This is a genomic window from Microbispora sp. CSR-4 (assembly GCF_008033685.1).
Classification (GTDB): Bacteria; Actinomycetota; Actinomycetes; order Streptosporangiales; family Streptosporangiaceae; genus Microbispora.
Window position 1 is genome coordinate 174,364 of sequence record NZ_VJVX01000004.1, and the last position, 23,527, is coordinate 197,890.

A 23,527-nucleotide genomic window follows, 5' to 3' on the forward strand; every position below is an offset into this window, starting at 1 on the left:
CCCTTCCCACCCGCACAGAAGGAGAACTCATCATGGCCATCGCGGCACTGATCACGTGGCTGCTCACCGCCGTGGGCGGCTTCGTGATGCTGGGCGTCTGGATCGCCAGAGGCGGCCGGCGCACCAGCCGCTTCTCACCAGGTCTGATCTTCGGCCACTTCGCGCTGGCCGCCGCGGGGCTGGTCGTGTGGATCGTGTTCCTGGTCGCCGACGCCGCCGCACTGGCGTGGGTCGCCCTGGTCCTGCTGGTCCCGGTCGCCCTGCTGGGATTCGCGATGTTCGCCCGGTGGATCCCCGCCTACCGCGCCCGTACGGCGGTGGCCGCCGGGCCCGGCACGGCACAACCGGCAGAGCGGCACTTCCCGGTCGCGGTCGTGGCCGTGCACGGCCTGCTGGCCGTGGTCACCGTGGTGCTGGTGCTGCTGGCCGCGCTCGGCACGAGCGGTGCCTGAGATGCGTTCCGGCACCGCCCTTCGGGTGATCGACAAGCAGCGCGCCGGCGTGGATCTTGCCGCGGCCGAGCGGGCGGCCCGCGCGTTCCTGGAGGCGCTGGGCGTCTCCGCCGACTCCGAGAGCCTGCGGGAGACCCCGGCACGCATGGCCCGGGCGTATGCCGAGCTGTTCACGCCGCGCCCGTTCGACCTGACCACCTTCCCCAACGAGGAAGGCTACGACGAGCTCGTGCTGGCCCGGTCGATCCCGGTCCGCTCGGTCTGCGAGCATCACCTGCTGCCCTTCGCCGGGGTCGCCCATGTCGGCTATCTGCCCGGCGACCGCATCCTCGGGCTGTCCAAACTGGCCCGCGTCGTGGAGCACTTCGCCCGCCGTCCACAGGTGCAGGAGCGGCTCACCAAGCAGGTGGCCGACTGGCTCGCAGAGCGGTTGCGGCCTCGCGGGGTCGGCGTCGTGATCGAGGCCGAGCACACCTGCATGACCCTGCGCGGAGTGCGGGCCGTCGGCTCGACCACCGTCACCTCGACGCTGCTGGGCATACTCCGGGAGGACGCCCGATCCCGGCAGGAGTTCTTCGCCCTCACCGGCACCCGCCCCTGAACAAGGAGATCATCGCCGTGACACCGCAGAGATTCGTGATCGTCGGAGCCGGTCTGGCCGGTGCCAAGGCCGCCGAGGCCCTGCGCGAGCAGGGATTCGACGGGCGGATCACGCTGATCGGCGCCGAGCCGCACCGTCCCTACGAGCGGCCCCCGCTGTCCAAGGGCTATCTGATGGGCACGACCGAGCGGGCCGGCGTCTTCGTCCACCCGGAAGGCTGGTACGCCGACCACGACGTCGAGCTGCGGCTCGGCGTGGCGGCGACCGGCCTCGATCGCGGCGCCCACCGCGTCGAGCTGACCGACGGCGGCGCGGTCGAATACGACAAACTGCTGCTCGCCACCGGGGCCCGCCCGCGCACGCCGCCGATCCCCGGCGCGCACGCACCCCACGTGCACTACCTGCGCACGATCGAAGACTGCGAGTCGCTCAAGGAGGTCATCGGGAGCGTTTCGCGGCTGGCGGTCATCGGGGCGGGCTGGATCGGGCTGGAGGTCACCGCGGCGGCCCGGCGGGCCGGCGTCGAGGTCACGGTGCTGGAGGTGGCCGAGCTGCCCCTGCTGCGCGTGCTCGGGCCCGAGGTCGCCCGGGTCTTCGCCGGTCTGCACCGTGACCACGGTGTCGATCTGCGGCTCGGCGTCGTCGTCAGCGAGATCACACGCTCGGGCGTACGGCTGGGCGACGGCGAGGAGATCCCCGCCGACGCCGTCCTCGTCGGTGTCGGCGCCGAGCCCGAGGTGCGGCTCGCCGTACAGGCCGGGCTGCCTGTGGACGACGGCGTCGTGGTGGACGCGGCCCTGCGTACGGCCGACCCGGACATCGTCGCCGCCGGGGACGTCGCCAATGCCCATCACCCCTTGCTCGGCAGGCGCGTACGGGTCGAACACTGGGCCAACGCGCTCAAGCAACCCAGGGTGGCCGCCGCCACCATGCTGGGCCGGGAGGCGGCCTACGAGGAGCTGCCCTACTTCTACACCGACCAGTTCGACCTCGGCATGGAGTATGTCGGCCATGTCGAGCCCGGCGGCTACGACCAGGTCGTCTTCCGGGGTGACGTCGCGGGGCGGGAGTTCATCGCGTTCTGGCTCAGCGGCGATCGCGTCCTGGCCGGCATGAACGTCAACATCTGGGACGTCGTCGAGCCGATCAAGGCGTTGATCCGCACCGGAACACCCGTCACCGCCCAGGCGCTGGCCGACCCCGGCCTGCCCCTGGACAAGCTCGTCGCGTCATAGTCCCGCCGGGCCGGCCCGTACGTAAAAGGCCCGAGGGCGGGCACGGGCACCTCGATGAACCCGGAAGCGCCGCCGTGTGCCTCGCCCTCGCATGGCCGGTGCGCCTCACCCTCGCCGGAGCGTTCACCTCGCCCCTCGCGCGGCCCGAGGGCGGGCACGGGCCAGCGCCACCCGGACGAACCGGAGCACTGCCGTGTGCTCGCCCTCGCAGACCACGTCCTCGCCCTCAAAAGCCGTGCGCCTCGCTCTCGCGGACCGTGCACCTCGGCGCATAAGCCGCGTGCCTCGCCCTCGGAAGCCGTCCGAGCCGGACCTCTCCTGGGAAGCGGCGGCGTCAGCGTGCGTCGACGATCATCCCGGCGCCGACGGTGCCGTTGGTGGCCTCGTCGATCAGGATGAAGCCGCCGGTGAGGCGGTTGCGCGCGTAGTCGTCCACGAACAACGGCTGGGTCGTCCGCAGCGACACCCGGCCGATCTCGTTCAGGCTGAGAGCGGTGGCCGACTCGTCCCGGTGCAGGGTGTTGACGTCGAGCCGGTAGTGCAGGTCGCGCACGAGGGCCCGGGCCGTACGGGTGGTGTGCTTGATGATCAGCTTGGAGCGCGGCTGGAGCTTCAGGCCGTCGGCCATCCAGCAGATCATCGCGTCGATCTCCTGGGCGACCTGCGGCTGGTTGTTCGGCCGGCAGATCATGTCGCCGCGGGAGATGTCGATGTCGTCGCCGAGCCGCAGCGTGACCGACATCGGCGCGAACGCCTCCTCCACCGGGCCGTCGAAGGTGTCGATCCCGGTGATCGTCGTGGTCAGGCCGGACGGCAGGTGCAGCACCTCGTCACCCGGCTTGAGCACGCCGCCCGCGACCTGCCCGGCGTATCCCCGGTAGTCGTGCAGCTCCTGGCTGGTCGCGCTGTGCGGGCGGATGACGTACTGCACGGGGAAGCGCACGTCGACCAGGTTGCGGTCGGAGGCGATGTGCACGTTCTCCAGGTGGTGCAGCAGCGAGGAGCCCTCGTACCACGGCATGTTCTCCGAGCGGGAGACCACGTTGTCGCCGTGCAGCGCCGAGATCGGGATGAACGTGAGGTCGGACGCGTTCAGCTTGCTCGCGAACGCGGTGAACTCCTCGCGGATCTCCTCGAACCGGGCCTCGGAGTAGTCGACGAGGTCCATCTTGTTGACCGCGAGCACCAGGTGGGGCACCCGCAGCAGCGTGGTCAGGAAGGCGTGCCGCCGCGACTGCTCCAGCACGCCCTTGCGCGCGTCGATCAGGATGATCGCCAGGTCGGCCGTGGAGGCGCCGGTGACCATGTTCCGGGTGTACTGGATGTGCCCGGGAGTGTCGGCGATGATGAACTTCCGCTTGGGCGTGGCGAAGTAGCGGTAGGCCACGTCGATCGTGATGCCCTGCTCGCGCTCGGCCCGCAGGCCGTCGGTGAGCAGCGACAGGTCGGTGTATTCCGTGCCCCGGTCGCGGGAGGTGCGCTCGACCGCTTCGAGCTGGTCCTCGAAGATCGCCTTGGAGTCGAACAGCAGCCGCCCGATCAGCGTCGACTTGCCGTCGTCGACACTGCCCGCCGTCGCGAACCGAAGGATGTCCATCAGAAGTAGCCTTCCTTCTTGCGATCTTCCATGGCGGCCTCGGAGGCCCGGTCGTCGGCGCGGGTCGCGCCGCGCTCGGTGATCCGGGTGGCGGCGATCTCGTCGATGATCTGGTCGATCGTGGTGGCGGTCGAGGCGACCGCGCCGGTGCAGGTCATGTCGCCGACCGTGCGGTAGCGGACGACGGCATCGAACGTGGGCTCGTCGTCGCCCCGCTGGACCACCTCGGAGTCGGCCAGCAGCATGCCGTCACGCTCGAAGACCGTCCGGGTGTGGGAGAAGTAGATCGACGGGATCTCGATGCCCTCACGCCGGATGTAGTGCCACACGTCGAGCTCGGTCCAGTTCGACAGCGGGAACACGCGGATGTGCTCACCCCTGCTGATCTTGGTGTTGTAGAGGTTCCACAGCTCGGGGCGCTGGTTCTTCGGATCCCACTGGCCGAACTCGTCGCGGAAGGAGAACACCCGCTCCTTGGCCCGTGCCTTCTCCTCGTCGCGCCGGGCTCCGCCGAACACCGCGTCGAACTGGTGCTCCTCGATCGCGTCCAGCAGCGTCGTGGTCTGCAGCCGGTTGCGGGAGGCCCGCCGCCCGGTCTGCTCCACCACGCGCCCGGCGTCGATCGACGCCTGGACCGAGGCGACCACCAGGCGCGCGCCCAGCTCGGCGACGCGCCGGTCACGGAACTCGATGACCTCGGGGAAGTTGTGCCCGGTGTCCACGTGCATCAGAGGAAACGGGATCGGCGCCGGCCAGAAGGCCTTCTCGGCGACCCGCAGCATGACAATGGAGTCCTTGCCGCCGGAGAAGAGCAGACAGGGGCGCTCGAACTCGGCCGCGACCTCACGCATGATGTGGATCGCCTCGGCCTCGAGCACGTCGAGCTGTGACGTGGTGTAGTCACGCTGAAGCATTGGGGACTTCCTTCACGGAGTCTGGCGATGCAGGTCACGGATTCCGGCGAGCAACGTTGGCGCCAGATCCGGTAGGGAGACCAGGATATCCGGCAGGTACGGGTCCTCCTGGTTGTAGGTCAGGGGTGAGCCGTCGATCCGGCTCGCATGGGCCCCCGCCGCGACCGCCACCGCGACCGGGGCGGCCGAGTCCCACTCGTACTGTCCCCCCGCGTGCACATACGCCTCGACCTCACCGGTGAGGACCGCGGCGATCTTGGCCCCGGCCGAGCCGATGGGGACGAGCTCCCCGCCGAGGCGGGCGGCCAGCTCGCGGACGAACTCGGGCGGCCGGGTGCGGCTGACCGCGATGCGGAACGGCTCACGCACCTTCTCGGGCAGCTCGGGCGGCGCCGCGGTCGTGAGCGTACGTCCCTGGGCGGGCAGGGCGACGGCCCCGGCCACGAGAGCGCCGCGCTGCCAGAGCGCCACATGGACGGCCCAGTCGGTGCGGCCCTGCTCGGAGAACTCACGGGTGCCGTCGAGAGGATCGACGATCCAGACGCGCTCGGCCGACAGCCGCCGGGGGTCCATCCGCTCCTCGCGGGTCGCCTCCTCCGACAGCACGGCGTCGTCCGGCCGCAGCCGCCTGAGCGCGTCCATGAGAAACTCGTGGGACGCGCGGTCTCCCGCGTCCTTCAGCGCCCGGCCGTCGTCGAACCCGAGACGGGCGCGCAGCCCCAGGAGCCGCTCCCCCGCCTCCGTCGCCAGCTCACCGGCGAGGGTGTGGTCGTCCCGCATCGTCATTCCTCAGTACGCTCCCGCCCCGCGTGCGACCGCAGACCACGTCTTCCATAAGATCTGCAGATCCAGCATGAGAGACCAGTTCTCGACATAACGTAGGTCCAACCGTACCGATTCCTCCCAAGAGAGGTCGGACCGGCCGTTGACCTGCCAGAGCCCGGTCAGCCCGGGCCGCACCACGAGCCTGCGGCGCACGTCGTCGCCATAGCGCGCGACCTCCTCGGGCAGCGGCGGACGTGGCCCGACGAGCGACATGTCGCCCCGCAGCACGTTGATGAGCTGCGGTAACTCGTCGACGGAGTAACGCCGCAGCGCGGCGCCGAGCGGGGTCACCCGCGGGTCCCTGCGTACCTTGAACAGCACGCCGTCGGCGTCGCTGACCAGCTCGATCTTGCGGGCCTCCGCGTCGCGCCACATGGTGCGGAACTTGAGGATCGTGAACTCCACGCCGTCCCTGCCGACCCGCCGCTGGCGGAACAGGGCAGGCCCCGGGCTGGTCACCCGTACGGCCACGGCGACGGCGGCCAGGAGCGGGGCGAGCAGCACCAGCGCGACGGCGGCGACCAGCCGGTCGAAAACGCCCTTGACCAGCCGGCGTCCTCCCGCCAGCTCGGGATGCTCCACATGCAGCAGCGGGAGCCCGGCGACGGGGCGGATCGCGATGCGCGGACCGGCCACCTCCATCAGCGCGGGCGCCACCACCAGATCGGTGCGCGTCCGCTCCAGCCGCCAGGCCAGCCGGCGCAGCGCCGTGCCGTCCAGCTCCGGGCAGGCGAGCACCGCCACCGTGTCGGCCCGGACCTGCTCGACCACGAGCGGCACGTCGGTGAAGTCGCCCAGCACCGGCACGTCGGCGACATGGCCGGAGGCGCGGGTGGGCACGCAGGCGGCCACCACCTCCATGCCGTGGTAGCGCTCCCTGCGGAAGGTCTCGACCAGCTCGGCGATCGCCGTCCGGTGGCCCACCGCCACGACCCTGCGCATGCAGCCCTCACCTCTGGCCCGCCTGCGGTGCAGCCGCTGCCGCAGGCCGTACCTCGCCGCGAGGGTGAGCACGGTCGTGAGCGGCAGCGCGATCAGCACGTATCCGCGGGCGAGCCCGGTCTTCGACGCGTACGCCACGATCGCGACCCCCGCGATCAGCGTGAACCCGGCCCGCGCGACCCGGCGGAACTCCTCGGCCCCCACGCCGATCAGACGCGGCTCGTACGCCCGGCTCAGCACGAGAGTCATCGCCCAGACGGCGGGCAGCGCGGCACTCACCATCACATAGGGCATCACGTACGGAGTAACCTCGCCGAACCGGATCACCACGGCGGTGACCCCAGCGAGAAGGGCCCCCACGATGTCGCAGACGGCCGCGGTGAGCCGATATCGCACGGCCCACGCGGGCGGCCGCGGCATCGGATGGGCGGGCGCGTCCCGGGACATGCCGACGGCGAGCGCGGTCGTATCGCCGTCCAGCACTGTCGCCCCCCGCAATCCTGCCACTACCGACGGTGATGGAATGCTAGCGGCCTCACCCCGGCGTCTCAGGGAGATTCGTTGAAAGCCGAAACGTACATATCGGTCGATGTCGAGGCGGACGGCCCCATTCCGGGGCCGTACTCGATGGTCAGCTTCGGCATGACCGTGGCCGGGCGGATGACCGGGCGGCGGTTCGAGCGGACCGACCCTGAGGCGCTGACGTTCTACGCCGAGTTACGGCCGATCAGCGACGACCACGTGGCGGAGGCGCTGGCGGTGAGCGGCCTCGACCGGGAGACGCTGCTGCGCGAGGGACGCGACCCGGCCGAGGCGATGACCGAGGCGGCGGCCTGGGTGGCCGAGGTGTGCGGCGACGACCTGCCGGTGCTCGCGGCCTTCCCGCTGTCGTACGACTGGATGTGGATGTACTGGTACTTCCTCCGCTTCACCGGACAGTCGCCTTTCGGCCACTCTCGGTGCATCGACATCAAGACGCTGTACGCCGCCAAAGCCGTGGTGCCGGTCGCCTGGGCGACCAAGCGTCAGATGCCGCGCGAGGTGCGTTCGCGGCGCCCGCACACGCACAACGCCCTGGATGACGCGATCGAGCAGGCGGAGCTGCTGCAGAACCTCATGGAGTGGCCGGGCTCGGCGCACCGCGAGGCCGGCGACGGGGCCGTTTCGCGGGGTCTCAGCGGGGCGGCTTCGCCGGATTGAGATCGGCGGCGTGGAAGCGGTTCTGCGTCGCCTCGAGACCGGCGGTCATCAGCGACTCCACCATGTCGGCCGCCCGGTCCACGAGGAACGGCAGGTCCTTCCGCTCGGCCGTGGCGAAGTCGCGCAGCACGAACGTCGCCGGGTCCATGCGGCCCGGCGGGCGGCCGATGCCGAACCTGATCCGGGGATAGTCGCGCGTGCCGAGCGCCTTCGTGATCGACTTCAGGCCGTTGTGGCCGTTGTCGCCGCCGCCGATCTTCGCGCGCAGCGCGCCGTACGGGATGTCCAGCTCGTCGTGGATCACGATCACCCGGTCGGGGGTGACCTTGTAGAAGTCGGCCAGCGCCTTCACCGGGCCGCCCGACAGGTTCATGAACGACAGCGGCTTGGCCAGCACGACCGGTAGCCCGGCCAGACGGCCCTCGACCACCTCGGCCCGCGACCGGTGCGCCTTGAACCGGCCGCCCATCCGGGCCGCCAGCTCGTCGAGCACCATGAAGCCCGCGTTGTGCCGGTTTCCGGCGTACTCCGGCCCGGGGTTGCCCAGGCCGACCACCAGCCACCGCTGCGCGGACGTGTCGGACATCGCTGTCTCCTCCGCTGTCTGCCTTGCTGTCTGCCTCGCCGCCGGCTCCGCTGTCGGCTCCACCAGCCGACTCCACCAGCCGGCTCCACCAGCCGACTCCACCAGCCGGCTCCACCAGCCGGCTCCACCGCCGACTCACATGGAAGAGTCCTCCACAGACATTCTGTGGAGGACTCTCTCACGAACGGGTCCTACTCGGCGGCCTCGGCGCTCTCGCCCTCGGCGGCCTCGCCCTCCTCCGGCAGCGCGGCCGTCGGGGCCGCGATCACGTGCAGCACCAGCGCCTCGGGGTCACCGGCGAGCGTCGTGCCGCTCGGCAGCTTCAGGTCGCCCGCGTGCACGGTGTAGCCGGCGTCCTGGCCGTTCACGTCCACCTCGACGCCGGTCGGGATGTGGGTCGCCTCGGCCTCGACCGAGATCGTGTTCAGCGGCTGCTCGACGATCGCGCTGCCGACCGGCTCGCCGACGACGGTGACCGGGATCTCGACGGTGACCTTCTCGCCGCGCTTGACCAGCAGCAGGTCGACGTGCTCGAGGAAGCCCTTGATCGGGTCGCGCTGGACGCCCTTGGGCAGCGCGATCTCGTCCACGCCCTCGCCCTGCAGGCGGATGAGCACGTTCGGCGTGCGCAGCGCGAGCAGCAGCTCGTGGCCGGGAAGGGTCAGGTGCTTGGGCTCGGTGCCGTGGCCGTAGAGGACGGCGGGGACCTTGTTCGCCCGGCGGATCTTGCGGGCGGCGCCCTTGCCGAACTCGTTACGGAGCTCGGCGGCGATGCGTACTTCGGACACGGCACATCTCCTAGGGATGACTCGAATCGGGATTGGCGCGCTCCCCCTCACCCGCCCTAGCGGAAGGCGTTACGAGCGCAACCCCAGTAGCCTACCGTTCGCCGCGCCGGCCACGCGCCATCGGCGCTCCGCCCGTCACTCGCCGGTGAACTTCGGCTCCCGCCCCTCCCGTACCGCGGCGAAGCCCTCGCGCAGGTCTCGCGTGCCGAACATGAGCTGGTAGCCGCGGCGCTCCAGCGCGATCCCGGCCTCGAAGGACGTGTCGAGACCGAGGCGGACGACCTCCTTGATCTGCCGCACGGCCAGGCGGGGGCGGGAGGCGATCAGCGCGGCCAGCTCCACGGCCCGGTCGATGGCGTTGCCCTCGACCACCTCGGAGACGTAGCCGAGCCGGTACGCGTCGGCGGCGGTCATGGGCGTGCCGGTGAGGAGGGCGTACAGCGCGTTCTGCCGGCCGATGACGCGGGGCAGCCGCTGCGTCGCGCCGCCGCCGGGGACCAGGCCGATGGTGACCTCGGTCTGGGCGAAGCGGGCGTTCTGCGAGGCGATGACGAAGTCGCACTGGAGGATGAACTCGTTGCCGCCGCCGAACGCGTCCCCGTTCACGGCGGCGATCACGGGCTTTCCGCTGTACCAGAACGCCTGGTGGGTGTAGGCGCGGATCGCGCCCACCACATCGCGTCCGGCCTGCTCGTTCAGGTCGGCGCCGACGGCGAAGACGGTGTCGCCGCCGGTCAGGACGATCGCGCCGATGTCGTCGTCCTGGTTGAGGGTCTCGACGGCCTCGGCGAGCAGCACGCGTATCTCGGTGTTGAGCGCGTTGCGCACCTCCGGCCGGTTGAGCCGGATGACCGCGACGCCGTCGCGGGGCTTTTCGATCTCGACAACTGCCATGGCGGATGCCGGCCTTTCTGCGGGGAGGTCAGTGGTGGGACTCGAAGGTCTCCATGTTCGGGTTGTCCTTGAGCTTTCCGAAGATCTCGGATCCGTCGTTGATCCAGTACGGCGGAGGCCCGGGGGTGCTCGTCGCCTTGTCGAAGTCGGCGACGCCGATGAAGCAGACCATGAACCAGATCAGTTCCGCCGCGAACATCTCCGGGTGCTGCCGCGGGTGGCGTCCGCCGACGCGACGGGACCACTTGGTCATGGCCTTGCCGAGGTCGATCCGGAAGCCGAGGGTGACGTCCGGCACGTCGGTGTCGTGGAAGGCCACCAGCAGCAGGTCCCTGTCGTCCTCCACCGCGTACGTCACCTCTTCGAAGGTGAACTCGGGCCAGAACGGCCGGTCGTGGAGGTACTCGTCCTCGGTCGGCGCGCCCGGGGAGCGGCGGTTGGTGCGGTAGCGGGCGCTCAGCAGCGACCACATGTGGTCCCGGATCACCTTGGCCAGCGCCGGGTCCCGCTCGTCGTCGTGCGCGTATGTCGTGCCGTCTGCGGCCAGGTCGCCGTTCACCCTGCGTACGCCCCCTGAATCGTGGTTGCTTCGGACTGGATGCGCGCCTTCATGCGCATCACCGCGCGCGGCGCGTTCACTCCGGCGGCGGCGACGACGCGGCCCTCGCGGAAGTAGGTCACGAACGGGTACCCGTCCGCGCCGATCCGCTCGACGCTGACCTCGTCGTGCCCGCGCGCGTGGCCGACCATCTGGTACTTCAGGCCGTACTGGTCCGACCAGAAGTACGGCACCTCCGCGAACGGCGCGGGCTCGCGGCCCTCCAGCCCGGCCCACCAGCTCTCGACGGCGTGCCGCGCCTGCGCCGACGCGTTGCTCCAGTGCTCGACCCGCATCCGCCGGCCGAACACGGGGTGCCTCCAGTTGGCGATGTCCCCGGCCGCGAAGACGTTCGGCCGCGCGGTCCGCAGGGCCTCGTCGCAGCCGAGGCCGTCGGAGACGTCGAGCCCGGAGCCGTGCAGCCATTCGCAGGCCGTGACCGCGCCGAGCCCGAGCACGACCAGGTCGGCGCAGGTCTGCCCGCCGTCGTCGAAGGTCAGGACGACCGGGCCGTCCGGCTCGGTCGCCGACAGGCCGGTGACGGTCGTCAGCAGCCGGGTCGTCACGCCGTTGGCGTGGTGCCGGTCCAGGCAGAACCGTCCCAGGTCCTCGCCGAACACCGTGTCCATGGGCAGCCGCCCCTGCACGACCAGCTCGACCGGCAGCCCGCAGGACCGCAGCGACGCGGCGATCTCGCTGCCGACGAGACCGGCGCCGACGACCACCGTCCGGGGCCGGCCGGGCAGCCGCTCCTTGATCCGTTCGGCGTCGGCGAGCGTGCGCAGGCAGTGGACGTTGGGCAGCCCGGCGAACGCCTCCGGCAGGCGGGCGCGCGTCCCCGTGCAGACGAACAGGGCGTCGAAGGGGATCCACTCGCCGTCGGAGGGTTCTGCCGGAGCCTCGTGCGTGGGCGTGACCAGCACCCGGTCGTCGTCGGGGTCCAGCCGCGCGCACACCGCGTGGTCCACGACGCGCAGCCGCAGGCCGTGCGTGTCGAGGCCGGGCAGCCGGATGTCGTCGCGGGTGACCTTGCCCTGGATGAGCTCCTTGGACAGGGCGGGCCGGGAGTAGGGAGCGGTGCCCTCGGGCCCGCGTACCCAGACGACGTCGCCGGCGAAGCCATGCCGGGCGAGTTCGGCGACCACCCTGTGGCCGGCGAGGGACCCGCCGGCCACGACGACGGTCTGCGAGGTGGTGGCGACCACGGCCGCTATTCCTCCAGGCTCAGCGCGAGGACCGGGCAGGAGGTGATCGACTGCCGGACCTGGGCCTGGATGACCGGGTCGTCGGGGATCTCGTCGACGATGTGGAGGTTCAGGTCGTCGTCGACGTCGAAGACGTCGGGGGCGATGCCCATGCACACGCCGTTTCCGTCGCACAGGGTGCGGTCGACAGTGACTTTCATGTGGATCTCCTTGAGGGCGGGAAGATGTCGCGTTCAGTTGGCCGCCGCGGGCTCGGTCACGCCGTCGACCAGGTTCACGTAGTCCTTGTAGCGCTTGAGCAGCCACCGGTTGAACTGGAGAAGCGACTCCTCCTGGAAGGAGTAGCGGCCGGGACGGCGGAAGCGGGAGCGCATGCCCTTCTGGAGCGACAGATCGGAGCTGGCGTCCTGCTGGTGGAACAGGACCAGGCCGTCCTGGGCGATCTTGTAGAGCTGCTCGAAGCGGGGGTGCCGGGTGGACTCCTCGGGGTACAGGTGACCGATGCGCAGGTTCATGTGGTCCGGCCCCGCGGGCAGGACGAGGTAGTAGAACAGACCCTCGGGAACCGCCCCGAATCCCAGGTTCGGGGGGACCGAGGCGAAGATGACCTGGTTGCGCTCCTTCTCGCCGAGCGTCGGGATGATCGGGAGCAGGGCCTTGGTGGTCGCGTTGAAGCCGGCGTCCGGGTGGTAGAAGCCGGTCGGGTGGTAGACCGCGCCCTCGTCGGGGTCGAGGTCCACGAAGCTGGTGAGCCTGACGTGCGCGAAGTCGTGCAGCATGCCGTGGAGGTAGGCGCTGTGGTAGGGCTCGATGCCGTTTTCGAGCTGCGCCTTCCAGTTCCAGTTGTTGCCGCGCAGCTCCGCGACGGGCATGCTCACCATCTCGTCGATGTGGTAGTTCTCCAGCTCCTTGGTGAGCTTGGTGAGCGTGGGCGCGAGCGGCTTCGCGTTCGGGTCGAGATTGGTGAAGACGAAGCCGTTCCAGATCTCGACCCGGTGCGAGGGCAGGTACGCCTCCGCCTTCAGGTTCTTCAGGCCGACGGTGTCGTTCATGGACGGCGCCGCGATGAGGGAGCCGTCCAGCCCGTACGTCCAGGCGTGGAAGGGGCAGCGGAAGAGCCTGCCGGTGTTCCCCGACCCCTCGCACACCAGGTGGGCCCGGTGTGCGCAGACCGGGGTGAGGACCCGAATCTCCATGTCCTTGCCGCGGACCATCATCAGGGGCTCGTCGCCCATGTCGATGCGCACGAAGTCACCCGGCTTCGGGATCTCGTCGACGCGGCCGAGGCACAGCCACTGGCGCATGAAGATCGCCTCTTGCTCGAAGGCGTAGAACTCCGGATCGACGTAGCACTCGCGAGGGAGGTTCCAGCCGGTGGCCATGTCCCGGGAGCCCTCTTCGATGACCTTGAGGATGCGCCGGATGTTCTCGGAGACGGGTGCAAGACCCATGGTTCGGATGCTCCTTACGTGTGATGTGTCGCGGCGGGCGCGAATCAGGCCGTGCCGTCCGCCGCCGTGGCGGCGGTCCCGGGCGCCTCGGCGGCCCCGGGGGCCTCGGGGGCCTGTGGAACGGGCGTGCCCGCTCGGACCAGCAGGTGGTTGAAGAGCAGGTTGAGCAGGAAGGCCGCCAGCACCGTGACCGTGACGGCGCTGCCGAGGATGAACTGCGTGTCCTGGTTGAAGTTCTGGTAGATGCCCGGCACCGCCACCGGCAGCATCCCCAGGCCGAGGGAGACGGCGACGATGAGCAGGTTCTGGTTCCCGGTGAAGTCGACTCTCTGCAGCATCTGGATGCCGACGGCCCCCGTCATGGCGAACATGACCAGGCCGGCGCCGCCGATGACGGGTCCCGGCAGGCTGGCGACGACCTCGCCGAGCTTGGGGATGGCACCCATGATCATCAGCAGCACGCCGGTGACGGTGATGACGTACCGGCTGCTGACCTTCGTCAGGCTGATCAGTCCCACGTTCTGGCCGAACGTGGAGTCGGGCACCGAGTTCATGAACCCGGCCAGCACGGCGGACAGGCCGTCGGTGGCCAGTCCCCGGGCCATGTCCTTGTCGGTGACGCGCTTGCCGACCGCGTCGCCGATGGCCAGCACGCACGCGGTCATCTCGCAGAAGACCACCACCATGGCGACGCACATCGCGAGGATCGGCACGAGCCGGAACTCCGGCGCGCCGAAGTGCAGCGGCGTCGAGAAGCCGAACCACTTGGCGCCGGCCACGGAGGAGAAGTCGGTGATGCCCATGATCGCCGCGATCACCGTGCCGATCGCCAGGCCGAACAGCACCGAGATGTTCCGGAGGAACCCGGTGAACAGGCGGTTGGCCAGCACGATGATCACGACGACGGCGAAGGCCAGGAGGATGTACCGCACGCTCGCGTAGTCCGGCGCCTGCGGGTCGGACCCGGTGATCAGGTCGGCGCTGACCTTGACCAGCGAGAGCCCGATGATCGTGATCACGCAGCCCGTGACCAGCGTCGGGAAGAACCGCAGCACCTTGGAGAACGGCCGGGCGATCAGTATTCCGAAGACGCCTGCCGCGATCATCGAGCCGTACATGGTCGGCATGCCGTACTCGGAGCCGACGAGCATCATCGGGGTGAGGAAGGTGAAGGAGGCTCCCGCGACCACCGGCATGCGGATGCCGAAGAAGCGGGTGAGGCCAACGCTCTGGATGACGGTGGCGATGCCCGCCACGAGCAGATCGGCATTGACGATCAGTGCGATGGTGTGCGTCTCAAGTTTGAGCACCGTGCCGAGCACGAGCGGAACCGCGACGCAGCCCGCATACATGATCAACATGTGCTGCAGGCCGAAGAAGAAGAGTCGGGGCGCAGGAAGGACTTCGTCCACCGGATGGCGGTCGGAAGCCGTTGATTTGGGTGCACGGGTGGAAGGTGACACGGCGGTCTCCTGGCACTGAGTGAACGCCCCCTGGTCCCTCCGCCGGCGTTGACGAGCCAAGGTTCGGAGCTATGGGCAGGCGTGCGACGCCCCTGGGCGAGCAGGGTCGTCTGAGATCCGACGGAGCCGGTTTCCCCCATCGGGAACGGTCACGGTGGGTATCCGGTGCGCCGGTACCAGGAGGGTAAGGCGGCCCAAAAGGGGTGTCAATGACCAGTTTTCAGTTGTTTTCAGTCGCAGAGGGTGCTTAGGATCCTGTATACAGTATCCTCAATGACCCCCTCTGAGCGGAGGCATCGTGCGGCCGACCGCCCGGCGAATAGGCATGATCACCCCGTCGTCCAACACCGTCGTCGAACCGATGACCGGCGCGCTGCTCGCCGGCCGGGACGACGTCTCGGTCCACTTCACCCGACTGCGGGTCACGAGCATCAGCCTCGACGCCGCCGACACCCGTCAGTTCGCCCCCGAATCGTTCGTCGACGCGGCCCGCCTCCTCGGCGACGCGCGTGTCGACGTCGTCGCCTGGAACGGCACCTCCGGCTCCTGGCTCGGCCCGGGCGGGGACGAGCGGCTGTGCCGCGAGATGGAACAAGCCGCCGGCGCCCCCGCCACGACCTCGACGCTGGCCGTCCTCGCCGCCCTGCGCGCCTTGGCGGCCCGGCGCACCGGTCTGCTCACGCCGTACACGCGGGACGTCGGCGACGCCATCGCCGCGCACTACGCCGATCACGGCTTCCCCGTGCACGCGGCCCGCCACTTCGGCCGCACCACCAACTACGACTTCGCCCTGCTCGGGGACGCCGAGCTGGACGAGGCCTTCGACGCGCTCGTCACGGCGGGCTGCGACGCGGTCGCCGTGGTGTGCACCAACCTGCGCGCCGCACACCTGGCCGCCCGGTGGGAACACCGCAGTGGCGTCCCGGTCATCGACAGCGTCGCCGCGACGCTGTGGCAGGCCCTCGCCCTGGCCGGGGACGCGAGACCGATCACCGGGTACGGGCGCTTACTGGCCCACCCGCCCGCAGTCCAGACGCAGAGATGAGGAAGACCATGGCCAAGGACATCAAGATCCTTATCGGAGTCGACGTCGACGCGGTCGCCGGCTGGCTCGGCTCGTACGGCGGCGAGGACTCGCCCAACGACATCCAGCGCGGGGTGTTCGCCGGCGAGGTGGGCACCCCCCGGCTGCTCCAGCTCTTCGAGCGGTACGGCCTGCGCACGACCTGGTTCATCCCGGGCCACTCCATCGAGACCTTCCCCGAGCAGATGGCGGCCGTCGCCGAGGCGGGGCACGAGATCGGAGCGCACGGCTACTCGCACGAGAACCCCATCGACATGTCACCGGAGCAGGAGCGGGACGTGCTCGGCCGCTGCGTCGAGCTCATCCAGGGCCTGTGGGGGCGTCCGCCGCGCGGCTACGTGGCGCCGTGGTGGGAGATGAGCCGCCACACCGCGGCCCTGCTGAAGGAGTTCGGCTTCTCCTACGACCACTCGCAGAACTACAACGACTTCCATCCCTTCTACGCCCGCGTCGGCGACGAGTGGACGAAGATCGACTACAGCCGCCGGGCCGAGGACTGGATGAAGCCCCTCACCCACGGCGCCGAGGTCGACCTCGTGGAGTTCTGCGGCAACTGGTACGTCGACGATCTGCCGCCGATGATGTTCGTCAAGAAGTCCCCCAACAGCCACGGCTTCGTCAGCCCGCACGATGTGGAACGGCTGTGGCGCGACCAGTTCGAGTGGGTCTACCGCGAGTTCGACTACGCGGTCTTCCCCATGACCCTGCACCCCGACGTGTCCGGCCGGCCGCAGGTCCTGCTGATGCTCGAGCGGCTCTTCGACAGCTGGCTCGGCCTGCCCGGCGTCGAGTTCACCACGTTCGACGCGGCGGCCGACGACTTCCGGCGGCGTTATCCTTTCGACGGCGCCGAGCGGCCCGCGCCGGTCGGCACCGGTCCGGGACCGAGGCGGAAGACCGGGGAGACGGCCCTGTGAGCAGGCAGGCGGACGCGCCGGGTGCGTTCGACATCGACGCCGACTACAAGCCGCTCCGGGACCGCGTACGCGACGAGCTGCGCCAGCGCATCATCGACGACGTCTACCCCGCGGGAACGCGACTGGTCGAGACCGAGATCGCCGCCCAGCTCGGGGTCTCCCGGCTGCCGGTGCGGGAGGCGATCCGGGCCCTGGAGAGCGAGGGCTTCGTCAAGACGGTCCCCCGGCGGGGCGCGGTCGTCGTGGAGCTGTCGGAGCAGGACGTCGAGGAGCTGTTCGACGTGCGCGAGTCGCTGGAGGTCCTGGCCAGCCGGCAGGCCGCGACGCGGGCCACCAAGGCCGAGCTGCGCCGCGTCCGGAGCATCCTGACCCGGGCGCGCAAGGCGCTCGACGCCGGAGACCGCATCGCCCTCGGCAAGGCCAACGAGGCCTTCCACGACGAGATACTCAAGCTGTCCCACAACACCCTGCTGCAGTCCCTGCTGGAGCCCCTGCAGGGGCGCCTGCACTGGCTGCTGCGGCAGACGGGCGACCCGTACGACCTGTTCGAGGAGCATTCGGCGTGGTTCGAGGCGATCGCCTCGGGCTCGGCCGACCTCGCCGCCGAACGCGCCCGCGAGCACGCCCGGCTGAACCGGGAGATCGTGCGCAAGCTCCTGGCCGAACGGCAGCGCCAGACGCCTTCGGCGTAACACCACGACCCGGACGCGACCGCCCGGCGCGAGCACACCGCCCCCCATCCGGGTCGCTCCCCGTTCATCGCGCGGCCACGTCGTCGCCGCGCCTTCCTCCCCCTCCCGCTCAGGAGTACCACCATGGCCAATGCCACCCCGCCGTCCGGCGCCACCCTGCCGTCCGGCGCCACCCCGCCGTCCGGCGCCGCCCCGGCGTCCGACCCCACGCAGGCGACCCTCGACGCCCTGAACGGCACCGAGGTCCGTCTGCGCCGCGTCTGTAAGGCGCGGGACGCCACCGACCGGGTCGGGCCCCGGCGTTTCCTGCACGCCGGGCCGCCGATCGACCTGGCCGACATCACCGGGCCCATGCGCGGCGCGATCATCGCGGGCCTGCTGCTGGAGAAGGAGGCCGCGACCGTCGCCGAGGCCGAGGCGATCATCGACGCCGGCGAGGTGACCATCAGCCCCTGTCACGACGCCAACGCCGTCGGGGCGATGGCCGGGGTCGTCACGCCGAGCACGCCCGTCGTGGTCGCCGAGGCCACGGGCGGCATCACGACGTTCTCCCCCCTGAACGAGGGGATCGGCGGCGCGATGCGCTACGGGTCGTACGACGAGGGGACGCTCTCGCGGCTGCGGTGGCTCGGCGACGTGCTCGCCCCCGCCCTCGACGAGGCCGTGCGGCGCAGCGACCCCCTCGACCTGATCGCCCTGGTGGCCGAGGGGCTGCGACGCGGCGACGACTGCCACAACCGGCTGGTCGCGACCAGCGCGGCCCTGCTCGCGGCGCTCACCCCCGGCCTGCTGCGCGCCCCCCTGGACCGTACGGACGCCGCGGACGTCGTCGCGTTCATCTCGGGCAACGGGCACTTCGCGCTGCCCTTCGCGATCTCGGCGGCCAAGGCGGTGACGGTCGCCGCCGGGGGGATCCCGGGCAGTCCGATCGTGACGGCCATGGCGAGCAACGGGCGGGAGTTCGGCATCCGCGTCAGCGGGCTCGGCGACCGCTGGTTCACCGTGCCCGCGCCGATCGGCGACCCGGTTCTGCTGGACGGGGCGACCATCGACGACGTCAACCCGACCATGGGCGACTCGATGATCGCCGAGACGGCCGGCTTCGGCGCGTTCGCGATGACCGCCGCGCCGGCGATCATGTCCTTCGTCGGCGGCGACATGGCCCGCGCCATGGAGATCACCCGGAGCATGCGGACCGTCTGCGCCGGCACGAGCCGGCGTTTCCTCATCCCCGGTGAGGACTTCCGGGGGACGCCGCTCGGCATCGACGTGCACCGGGTGCGCGCGACCGGCGTCGAACCCGTCATCAACAACGGCCTCGCGCACCGGGAGCCCGGACGCGGCCGGGTCGGAGCCGGGATCACTCCCATCCCGGTGGAGCCCTTCGCGGCGGCGAGCCGGGCGCTGGAGGAGGCCGGCTTCGCGCCGTCCGGCGTGGCCGGGGAACCGGAGACGCGCGCGTGAGCGGCATGAGCATCCCCTCCTTCAGCCCCGCGGACCTCGCCGCCGTCGCCGCCAGATGGAGGCTCGACCCCGGCCTGGTGGCACGGCTCGGCCCGGCCGTCGACCGCATGCGCGAGGTCTACCTGCGGGTCCGCGATCTGGCGACCGAGGGACAGCCCCCCGAGCCGCCGCCCGTCCCCGTCACCCGGGTCTCCCGGGGGCCCGGCAACCCGTACGGCGCCTGGCTCTACACCGTGGACGAACCCGGACCTCCGGGGAGCGGACCGCTCGCCGGGCGGACGGTGACCGTCAAGGAGTCGATCGCGGTGCGCGGGGTGCCGATGACGCTGGGCAGCCGCCTCATGGCCGGTTTCGTGCCCGCGTCCGACTCGGTGGTGGTCGGCAGGGCGCGGGCGGCCGGGGCGGTGATCCTCGGCACGTCCGTCTGCGAGGACCTGTGCTACTCCGGGTCGAGCTTCACCAGCGCGCACGGACCCGTCGGGAACCCCTGGGACCCGCGCCGCTCCGCCGGCGGCTCCTCCAGCGGCGCCGCCGTCCTGGTGGCGACCGGGCAGGCCGACTACGGCATCGGCACCGATCACGGCGGCTCGGTCCGCAACCCCGCCGCCTGGTCCGGCGTGTTCGGCCTCAAGCCCACCTACGGCGTGATCGACTACGACGGCGCCATGCCGACCGAGCGCACGCTGGACCACATCGGCGTGCTCACCCGGACCGCCGCCGACCTGATCCCCTTCCTCGAGGCGACCGCGACGCCGCGCCCGGACGGGGACGGCGAGCCGTACGCCGCTGGGTACGCCCGGGAGGTCGCCGGGCTGCGCGCCGGGCTGCTCGCCGAGGGGTTCGGGTGGCCGGGCCGATCCGATCCCCGGGTCGACGGCCTGGTGCGGGAGTCCGGCCTGGCGCTGGAACGGCTCGGACTGACCGTGTCCGAGGTGTCGGTGCCGCTGCACCGGTTCGGGCGGGACATCCACCTGCCCATCTCCATCGAGGGCGGTCTCACCACGGTCTTCGAGTCCCGTCTCCAGGGCAACAACCACTTCGGGCCTTACCACCCGAACTTCGGGGAGGCGTTCGGCGAGGCCCTGACCCGGCGCCCCGAGGACATCCCGGTCGGCGGGGTGCTGGCCCTCGTCGGAGCCACGCTGCTGCGGGACGCCACCCACGGCAAGGTCATGGCCTACGCGCAGCGCCTGCGGCGGCGGCTGCGCGAGCAGATCGACGACGCGCTGCGCGAGGTCGATCTCCTCGTCCTGCCGACCGTCCCGATGCCGCCGCATCTCCTCCCGGCCGACCCGCGCACGGCCGTGATCGACACCGAGATGCCCTTCGAGATGCACGACAACAACTGCGTGTTCAACCTGACCGGGCACCCGGCGCTCAGCGTCCCCTGCGGGTTCGTGGACGGGCTGCCGGTCGGCATGCTCCTCGTCGGGCGTCCCGGCGCGGACGCGCGCCTGGTCCGCGTCGCCGCCGAGTTCGAAGAGCACGTCTTCCGCTGCCCACCGCCCCCGGCGCGGCACGAGACCGCGGGCGACGACCTCACCACCACAAGGAGCCGATGATGACCGAGCAGGCGCTGAACGTCTTCGGCGAGCCGCTGGAGCCCTGCGGCTTCGACCCGATCACCGGATACCGGCGCGACGGCTACTGCTACACCGGACCCGACAACCCCAAGGGGCACACGGTCTGCGCGATCGTGGACGAGCGCTTCATCGCGTTCCAGGCGACGGTCGACAACGACATCGCGACGCCGCGGCCGGACCTCGCCTTCCCCGGGCTCAAGCCGGGCGACCACTGGTGTGTCATCGCCTCCAAGTGGTACGAGGCGTACCTGGCCGGCTGCGCCTGCCCGGTGAACCTCGCCGCGACCAACATCCGGGCCCTGGAGGTGGTCCCCCGCGAGGCGCTGATGGAGTACGGGGTGGACCCGCGTCCCGGCCGGGACGACGGCCGGGACGCCGAGCGGTGAGCCGCTGGGGCGCCCTGCGTGCCTACACCTCCCTGCCCGCCGCCACCGGTCGCCGGTTCCTGGTGGTGACGCTGGTCGGCCGCATACCCGCGACCATGGGACAGCTCGGCGCGCTGCTGCTGGTCGGCGGGGCGACGCAGTCGCTCACGCTCGGCGGCGCCACGGCCGCGGCCTTCGCCGTGGGGCAGGCGGCGGGCGGTCCCGTCGTCGGGCGGGCCGCGGACCGGTACGGGCACCGGCCCGCCGGACTGGCCGCGGCCCTGTCGCACACGGCGGCCCTCGTGCTGCTGGTGGTGTGCGTCGGGGCGGGCGCTCCCGCGTGGGCGTCGCTGACGTCCTCGGCGATCGCAGGGTTCTCGGTGCCGCAGGTGGGCCCGCTGTCCCGGGCCCGCTGGACGGCGCTGGCCCACCGCGGCCGGCTGTCGGCCGACCGCCTTCCCACCGCGATGAGCTTCGAGGGGACCGGCGACGAGATCGCGTTCGTCCTCGGCCCGGCGCTGGTGGGCGTGATCGCGACGGCGGCCTCGCCCCGGACGGCCGTGCTCGTGGCGGCCGGGCTCACGGTCACGACGTGCGTGGCGTTCGCCCTGCACGGCACGGCCACCCTGGTCGGCGGGGGCCGCGGAGGGAGCGCGGCCGCCGGGGCCCGGGTGCCGCCGGTCCCCGTGCTCCTGCTCGCCGTGGCGCTGACCGGGCTCGGCTGCTACTTCGGCTCGACCCAGGCCGGGGTCGCCTGGCGGGCGGAGGCCGCCGGCGCCGGCGGCGCGGCCGGGCTGATCTACGCGGTCCTCGGGCTGAGCAGCGCCCTCGCCGGGGTGCTCGTCCCGATGCTGCCCGCGTCCCTGTCGCTCGTCCGCCGGCTCTGGGCCGGTTTCGTCCTCCTGGGCGTCCTCAGCCTGCCCCTCGCGATCATCGGGGGTTCGAACGCCCGCGATCTGTGGGTGCTGGCCCTGCTGATCGCGTTCCCCGGCGTCACCATCGCGCCGATCCTCGTCACCGCGTACACGCTGGCCGAGATGGCGGTGCCGGTGGAGCGGATCTCCTGGGTCATGACCCTGCTCACCTCCTCCGTCGTCGTCGGCTACGCGATCGGCGCGCTGGTGTCGGGCTCCCTCGCCGACCGGTACGGCCCGGCGGCGCCTTTCCTGATCGCGCTCGCCGCGTCCGGCGTCGGCGCCGCGGCCGGCACGCTCGGGCGGCGTCGTCTGGCGGCGCTCCGCCCCGGCACGGCCGCCGCCGGCGGGGCGCACGCGCGCTGAGGGCCCCGCCCGCCACCCTCCCGAGTCCGCGGATCGCCGTCCGCTCACCGGGCGGCGGCCGCGCCTGGCCACGATGGTGGGCGGCGCTCCGGCGGATCTATACTTGGCGGCGTGATTCGCACGCTGTGTCAGGGCTGGTGGCGCTCCACGTAGGAGCGGCCATCTCACACGCGTACGACCGGGCCGTTCGGATGGACGGCCCTTTTTCGTGCTCCCTGGACGAGGGGTCGCCGTCGGGACGGCGGACCACCTGCCAAGGGAGAGACCATGACCACGATCATCGACGCCGCCCCGGACGACGACGAGCTCGGCGTGCCGGCCGCCCGGCGCCGCAGCGCCGAGCTGGAAAGACAGATCCACGAACGGCCGGGACGGTTCCGCGTGCTGACCGGTGACCGCCCGACCGGCCGGCTGCACCTGGGGCACTACTTCGGCACCCTGCACAACCGCGTCCGCCTCCAGAACCTGGGCGTGGACGTGATGGTGCTCGTCGCCGACTATCAGGTCCTGACCGACCGCGACGTCGCCGACCGGCTGGCCGAGCACGTGGAGGACCTCGTGCTCGACTACCTGGCCGTGGGCATCGACCCGGGCCGGGCCACGATCTTCACGCACAGCGCGGTCCCCGCGCTGAACCAGCTTCTGCTGCCGTTCCTCAGCCTGGTGTCGGTCGCGGAGCTGGGCCGCAACCCCACGGTCAAGGACGAGATCGCGCACTCGCGCCAGTCGGCGGTCAGCGGGCTGATGTTCACCTATCCGGTGCACCAGGCCGCCGACATCCTGTTCTGCAAGGCCGGTCTCGTGCCCGTCGGCCAGGACCAGCTTCCCCATCTGGAGGTCGCCCGCACGATCGCGCGCCGCTTCAACAGCCGCTATGGTCCGGTGTTCCCCGAGCCGGAGGCGCTGCTGTCCGCCGCTCCGCTGCTGCTCGGCACCGACGGCGGCAAGATGAGCAAGAGCCGGGGCAACGCCATCGCCCTGGCCGCGACCGCCGACGAGACCGCCCGGATGATCCGCGGCGCCAAGACCGACGCGGACCGCCGCATCACGTACGACCCGGTGGCCCGGCCCGAGGTCTCCAGCCTGGTGCTCCTGGCCGCGCTGTGCCTGGAGCGCGACCCGCACGAGGTGGCCGGGGAGATCGGCGGCCGGGGAGCGGCCGCGTTGAAGGCCGTCGTCACCGACGCGGTCAACGACTACTTCGCGCCGATCCGGGCGCGGCGCGCCGAGCTGGCCCGGGACCGCGCCCACGTCCGCCGGGTGCTGCGCGACGGCAACGAATGGGCGAACGCCATCGCCGACGACACCCTGAAGGAGGTGCGGGAGGCGATGAAGGCCCTCTACTGAAGGGAAAACCCGCCGCCTGAGGGACGCGTCGCCCACGGGCACGC

The 23,527-nt window shown here is 71.3% G+C and carries 24 protein-coding genes; 12 read left to right on the forward strand and 12 right to left on the reverse strand.

Translation table 11 applies throughout. The features are described from left to right. Nucleotides 1-32: 32 nt before the first annotated feature. The 3 genes from FLV34_RS06615 to FLV34_RS06625 are packed head-to-tail and all read left to right on the forward strand — an operon-like array spanning nucleotide 33 to nucleotide 2,288. Nucleotides 33-452 carry a hypothetical protein gene (locus FLV34_RS06615; protein ID WP_142650772.1) on the forward strand — a complete coding sequence of 140 codons (420 nt, stop codon included), beginning with the start codon at nucleotides 33-35 and terminating at the stop codon, nucleotides 450-452. Between the two features lies 1 nt (nucleotide 453). After that, a complete protein-coding gene (gene folE / locus FLV34_RS06620) occupies nucleotides 454-1,053 on the forward strand; it encodes a GTP cyclohydrolase I FolE (protein ID WP_142650773.1) in 600 nt (199 codons plus the stop codon). Between the two features lie 17 nt (nucleotides 1,054-1,070). After that, nucleotides 1,071-2,288, forward strand: coding sequence for an NAD(P)/FAD-dependent oxidoreductase (locus FLV34_RS06625; protein ID WP_261985677.1), 1,218 nt, complete (start codon nucleotides 1,071-1,073; stop codon nucleotides 2,286-2,288). A gap of 334 nt (nucleotides 2,289-2,622) precedes the next feature. Here FLV34_RS06625 and cysN read toward each other — a convergent pair whose 3' ends face one another. The 4 genes from cysN to FLV34_RS40245 are packed head-to-tail and all read right to left on the reverse strand — an operon-like array spanning nucleotide 2,623 to nucleotide 6,986. Beyond that, a complete protein-coding gene (gene cysN / locus FLV34_RS06630) occupies nucleotides 2,623-3,885 on the reverse strand; it encodes a sulfate adenylyltransferase subunit CysN (protein WP_142650774.1) in 1,263 nt (420 codons plus the stop codon). Then, nucleotides 3,885-4,799, reverse strand: coding sequence for a sulfate adenylyltransferase subunit CysD (cysD, locus tag FLV34_RS06635; RefSeq protein WP_142650775.1), 915 nt, complete (start codon nucleotides 4,797-4,799; stop codon nucleotides 3,885-3,887). The genes cysN and cysD overlap by 1 nt, the downstream gene beginning before the upstream one ends. A 12-nt stretch (nucleotides 4,800-4,811) precedes the next feature. After that, a complete protein-coding gene (locus FLV34_RS40240; protein WP_185949062.1) occupies nucleotides 4,812-5,585 on the reverse strand; it encodes a 3'(2'),5'-bisphosphate nucleotidase CysQ in 774 nt (257 codons plus the stop codon). Between the two features lie 3 nt (nucleotides 5,586-5,588). Further along, nucleotides 5,589-6,986, reverse strand: a complete 1,398-nt coding sequence (locus tag FLV34_RS40245; protein WP_187280560.1) for a sugar transferase — start codon at nucleotides 6,984-6,986, stop codon at nucleotides 5,589-5,591. A 141-nt stretch (nucleotides 6,987-7,127) separates the two neighbouring features. Between FLV34_RS40245 and FLV34_RS06645 the strand changes: the two genes are divergently transcribed. Continuing rightward, the gene (locus tag FLV34_RS06645) at nucleotides 7,128-7,766 is read left to right on the forward strand and encodes an exonuclease (RefSeq protein WP_205830893.1); all 639 of its coding nucleotides are present in this window, start codon (nucleotides 7,128-7,130) and stop codon (nucleotides 7,764-7,766) included. Here the strand turns inward: FLV34_RS06645 and pth are convergent. The 8 genes from pth to FLV34_RS06680 all read right to left on the reverse strand — a co-directional run bounded on the left by pth (nucleotide 7,741) and on the right by FLV34_RS06680 (nucleotide 14,751). Continuing rightward, nucleotides 7,741-8,352 carry an aminoacyl-tRNA hydrolase gene (gene pth / locus FLV34_RS06650; protein ID WP_142650776.1) on the reverse strand — a complete coding sequence of 204 codons (612 nt, stop codon included), beginning with the start codon at nucleotides 8,350-8,352 and terminating at the stop codon, nucleotides 7,741-7,743. The two genes, FLV34_RS06645 and pth, sit on opposite strands and share 26 nt — an antisense overlap. Before the next feature lie 191 nt (nucleotides 8,353-8,543). Beyond that, nucleotides 8,544-9,140, reverse strand: coding sequence for a 50S ribosomal protein L25/general stress protein Ctc (locus FLV34_RS06655; protein WP_142650777.1), 597 nt, complete (start codon nucleotides 9,138-9,140; stop codon nucleotides 8,544-8,546). 135 nt (nucleotides 9,141-9,275) lie between these two features. Then, nucleotides 9,276-10,034 carry an enoyl-CoA hydratase-related protein gene (locus FLV34_RS06660; RefSeq protein ID WP_142650778.1) on the reverse strand — a complete coding sequence of 253 codons (759 nt, stop codon included), beginning with the start codon at nucleotides 10,032-10,034 and terminating at the stop codon, nucleotides 9,276-9,278. Nucleotides 10,035-10,062: 28 nt separating this feature from the next. Continuing rightward, entirely contained in the window at nucleotides 10,063-10,593 is a 531-nt protein-coding gene (locus FLV34_RS06665; protein WP_142650779.1) for a hypothetical protein, read from the reverse strand. Further along, nucleotides 10,590-11,837 (reverse strand): NAD(P)/FAD-dependent oxidoreductase, encoded by a 1,248-nt coding sequence (locus FLV34_RS06670; RefSeq protein ID WP_168066388.1) that lies wholly within the window; start codon nucleotides 11,835-11,837, stop codon nucleotides 10,590-10,592. The genes FLV34_RS06665 and FLV34_RS06670 overlap by 4 nt, the downstream gene beginning before the upstream one ends. A gap of 5 nt (nucleotides 11,838-11,842) precedes the next feature. Beyond that, the gene (locus FLV34_RS40250) at nucleotides 11,843-12,037 is read right to left on the reverse strand and encodes a ferredoxin (protein WP_168066390.1); all 195 of its coding nucleotides are present in this window, start codon (nucleotides 12,035-12,037) and stop codon (nucleotides 11,843-11,845) included. Between the two features lie 33 nt (nucleotides 12,038-12,070). Then, on the reverse strand, nucleotides 12,071-13,288 hold the full coding sequence (locus FLV34_RS06675; RefSeq protein WP_142650781.1) for an aromatic ring-hydroxylating dioxygenase subunit alpha: 1,218 nt from the start codon (nucleotides 13,286-13,288) through the stop codon (nucleotides 12,071-12,073). 44 nt (nucleotides 13,289-13,332) lie between these two features. After that, a complete protein-coding gene (locus FLV34_RS06680) occupies nucleotides 13,333-14,751 on the reverse strand; it encodes a nucleobase:cation symporter-2 family protein (protein WP_315985135.1) in 1,419 nt (472 codons plus the stop codon). A 298-nt stretch (nucleotides 14,752-15,049) separates the two neighbouring features. Here FLV34_RS06680 and FLV34_RS06685 point away from each other — a divergent pair, with 298 nt between their 5' ends. From FLV34_RS06685 to trpS, 8 genes are all read left to right on the forward strand, one after another. Next, nucleotides 15,050-15,796 carry an aspartate/glutamate racemase family protein gene (locus tag FLV34_RS06685; RefSeq protein WP_222709427.1) on the forward strand — a complete coding sequence of 249 codons (747 nt, stop codon included), beginning with the start codon at nucleotides 15,050-15,052 and terminating at the stop codon, nucleotides 15,794-15,796. Beyond that, a complete protein-coding gene (locus tag FLV34_RS06690) occupies nucleotides 15,793-16,752 on the forward strand; it encodes a polysaccharide deacetylase (RefSeq protein ID WP_261985679.1) in 960 nt (319 codons plus the stop codon). The genes FLV34_RS06685 and FLV34_RS06690 overlap by 4 nt, the downstream gene beginning before the upstream one ends. Continuing rightward, nucleotides 16,749-17,444 (forward strand): GntR family transcriptional regulator, encoded by a 696-nt coding sequence (locus FLV34_RS06695; RefSeq protein ID WP_205830895.1) that lies wholly within the window; start codon nucleotides 16,749-16,751, stop codon nucleotides 17,442-17,444. The genes FLV34_RS06690 and FLV34_RS06695 overlap by 4 nt, the downstream gene beginning before the upstream one ends. Nucleotides 17,445-17,567: 123 nt before the next feature. Further along, nucleotides 17,568-18,908, forward strand: a complete 1,341-nt coding sequence (locus FLV34_RS06700) for a DUF1116 domain-containing protein (RefSeq protein ID WP_147942612.1) — start codon at nucleotides 17,568-17,570, stop codon at nucleotides 18,906-18,908. Nucleotides 18,909-18,913: 5 nt separating this feature from the next. Next, nucleotides 18,914-20,470, forward strand: a complete 1,557-nt coding sequence (locus tag FLV34_RS06705; protein WP_142650785.1) for an amidase family protein — start codon at nucleotides 18,914-18,916, stop codon at nucleotides 20,468-20,470. After that, nucleotides 20,467-20,877, forward strand: coding sequence for a DUF2237 family protein (locus FLV34_RS06710; protein WP_205830896.1), 411 nt, complete (start codon nucleotides 20,467-20,469; stop codon nucleotides 20,875-20,877). The genes FLV34_RS06705 and FLV34_RS06710 overlap by 4 nt, the downstream gene beginning before the upstream one ends. After that, nucleotides 20,874-22,136 carry an MFS transporter gene (locus FLV34_RS06715; protein ID WP_147942613.1) on the forward strand — a complete coding sequence of 421 codons (1,263 nt, stop codon included), beginning with the start codon at nucleotides 20,874-20,876 and terminating at the stop codon, nucleotides 22,134-22,136. The genes FLV34_RS06710 and FLV34_RS06715 overlap by 4 nt, the downstream gene beginning before the upstream one ends. Before the next feature lie 267 nt (nucleotides 22,137-22,403). Then, nucleotides 22,404-23,483, forward strand: coding sequence for a tryptophan--tRNA ligase (gene trpS, locus FLV34_RS06720; RefSeq protein WP_142650787.1), 1,080 nt, complete (start codon nucleotides 22,404-22,406; stop codon nucleotides 23,481-23,483). Nucleotides 23,484-23,527 lie beyond the last annotated feature (44 nt).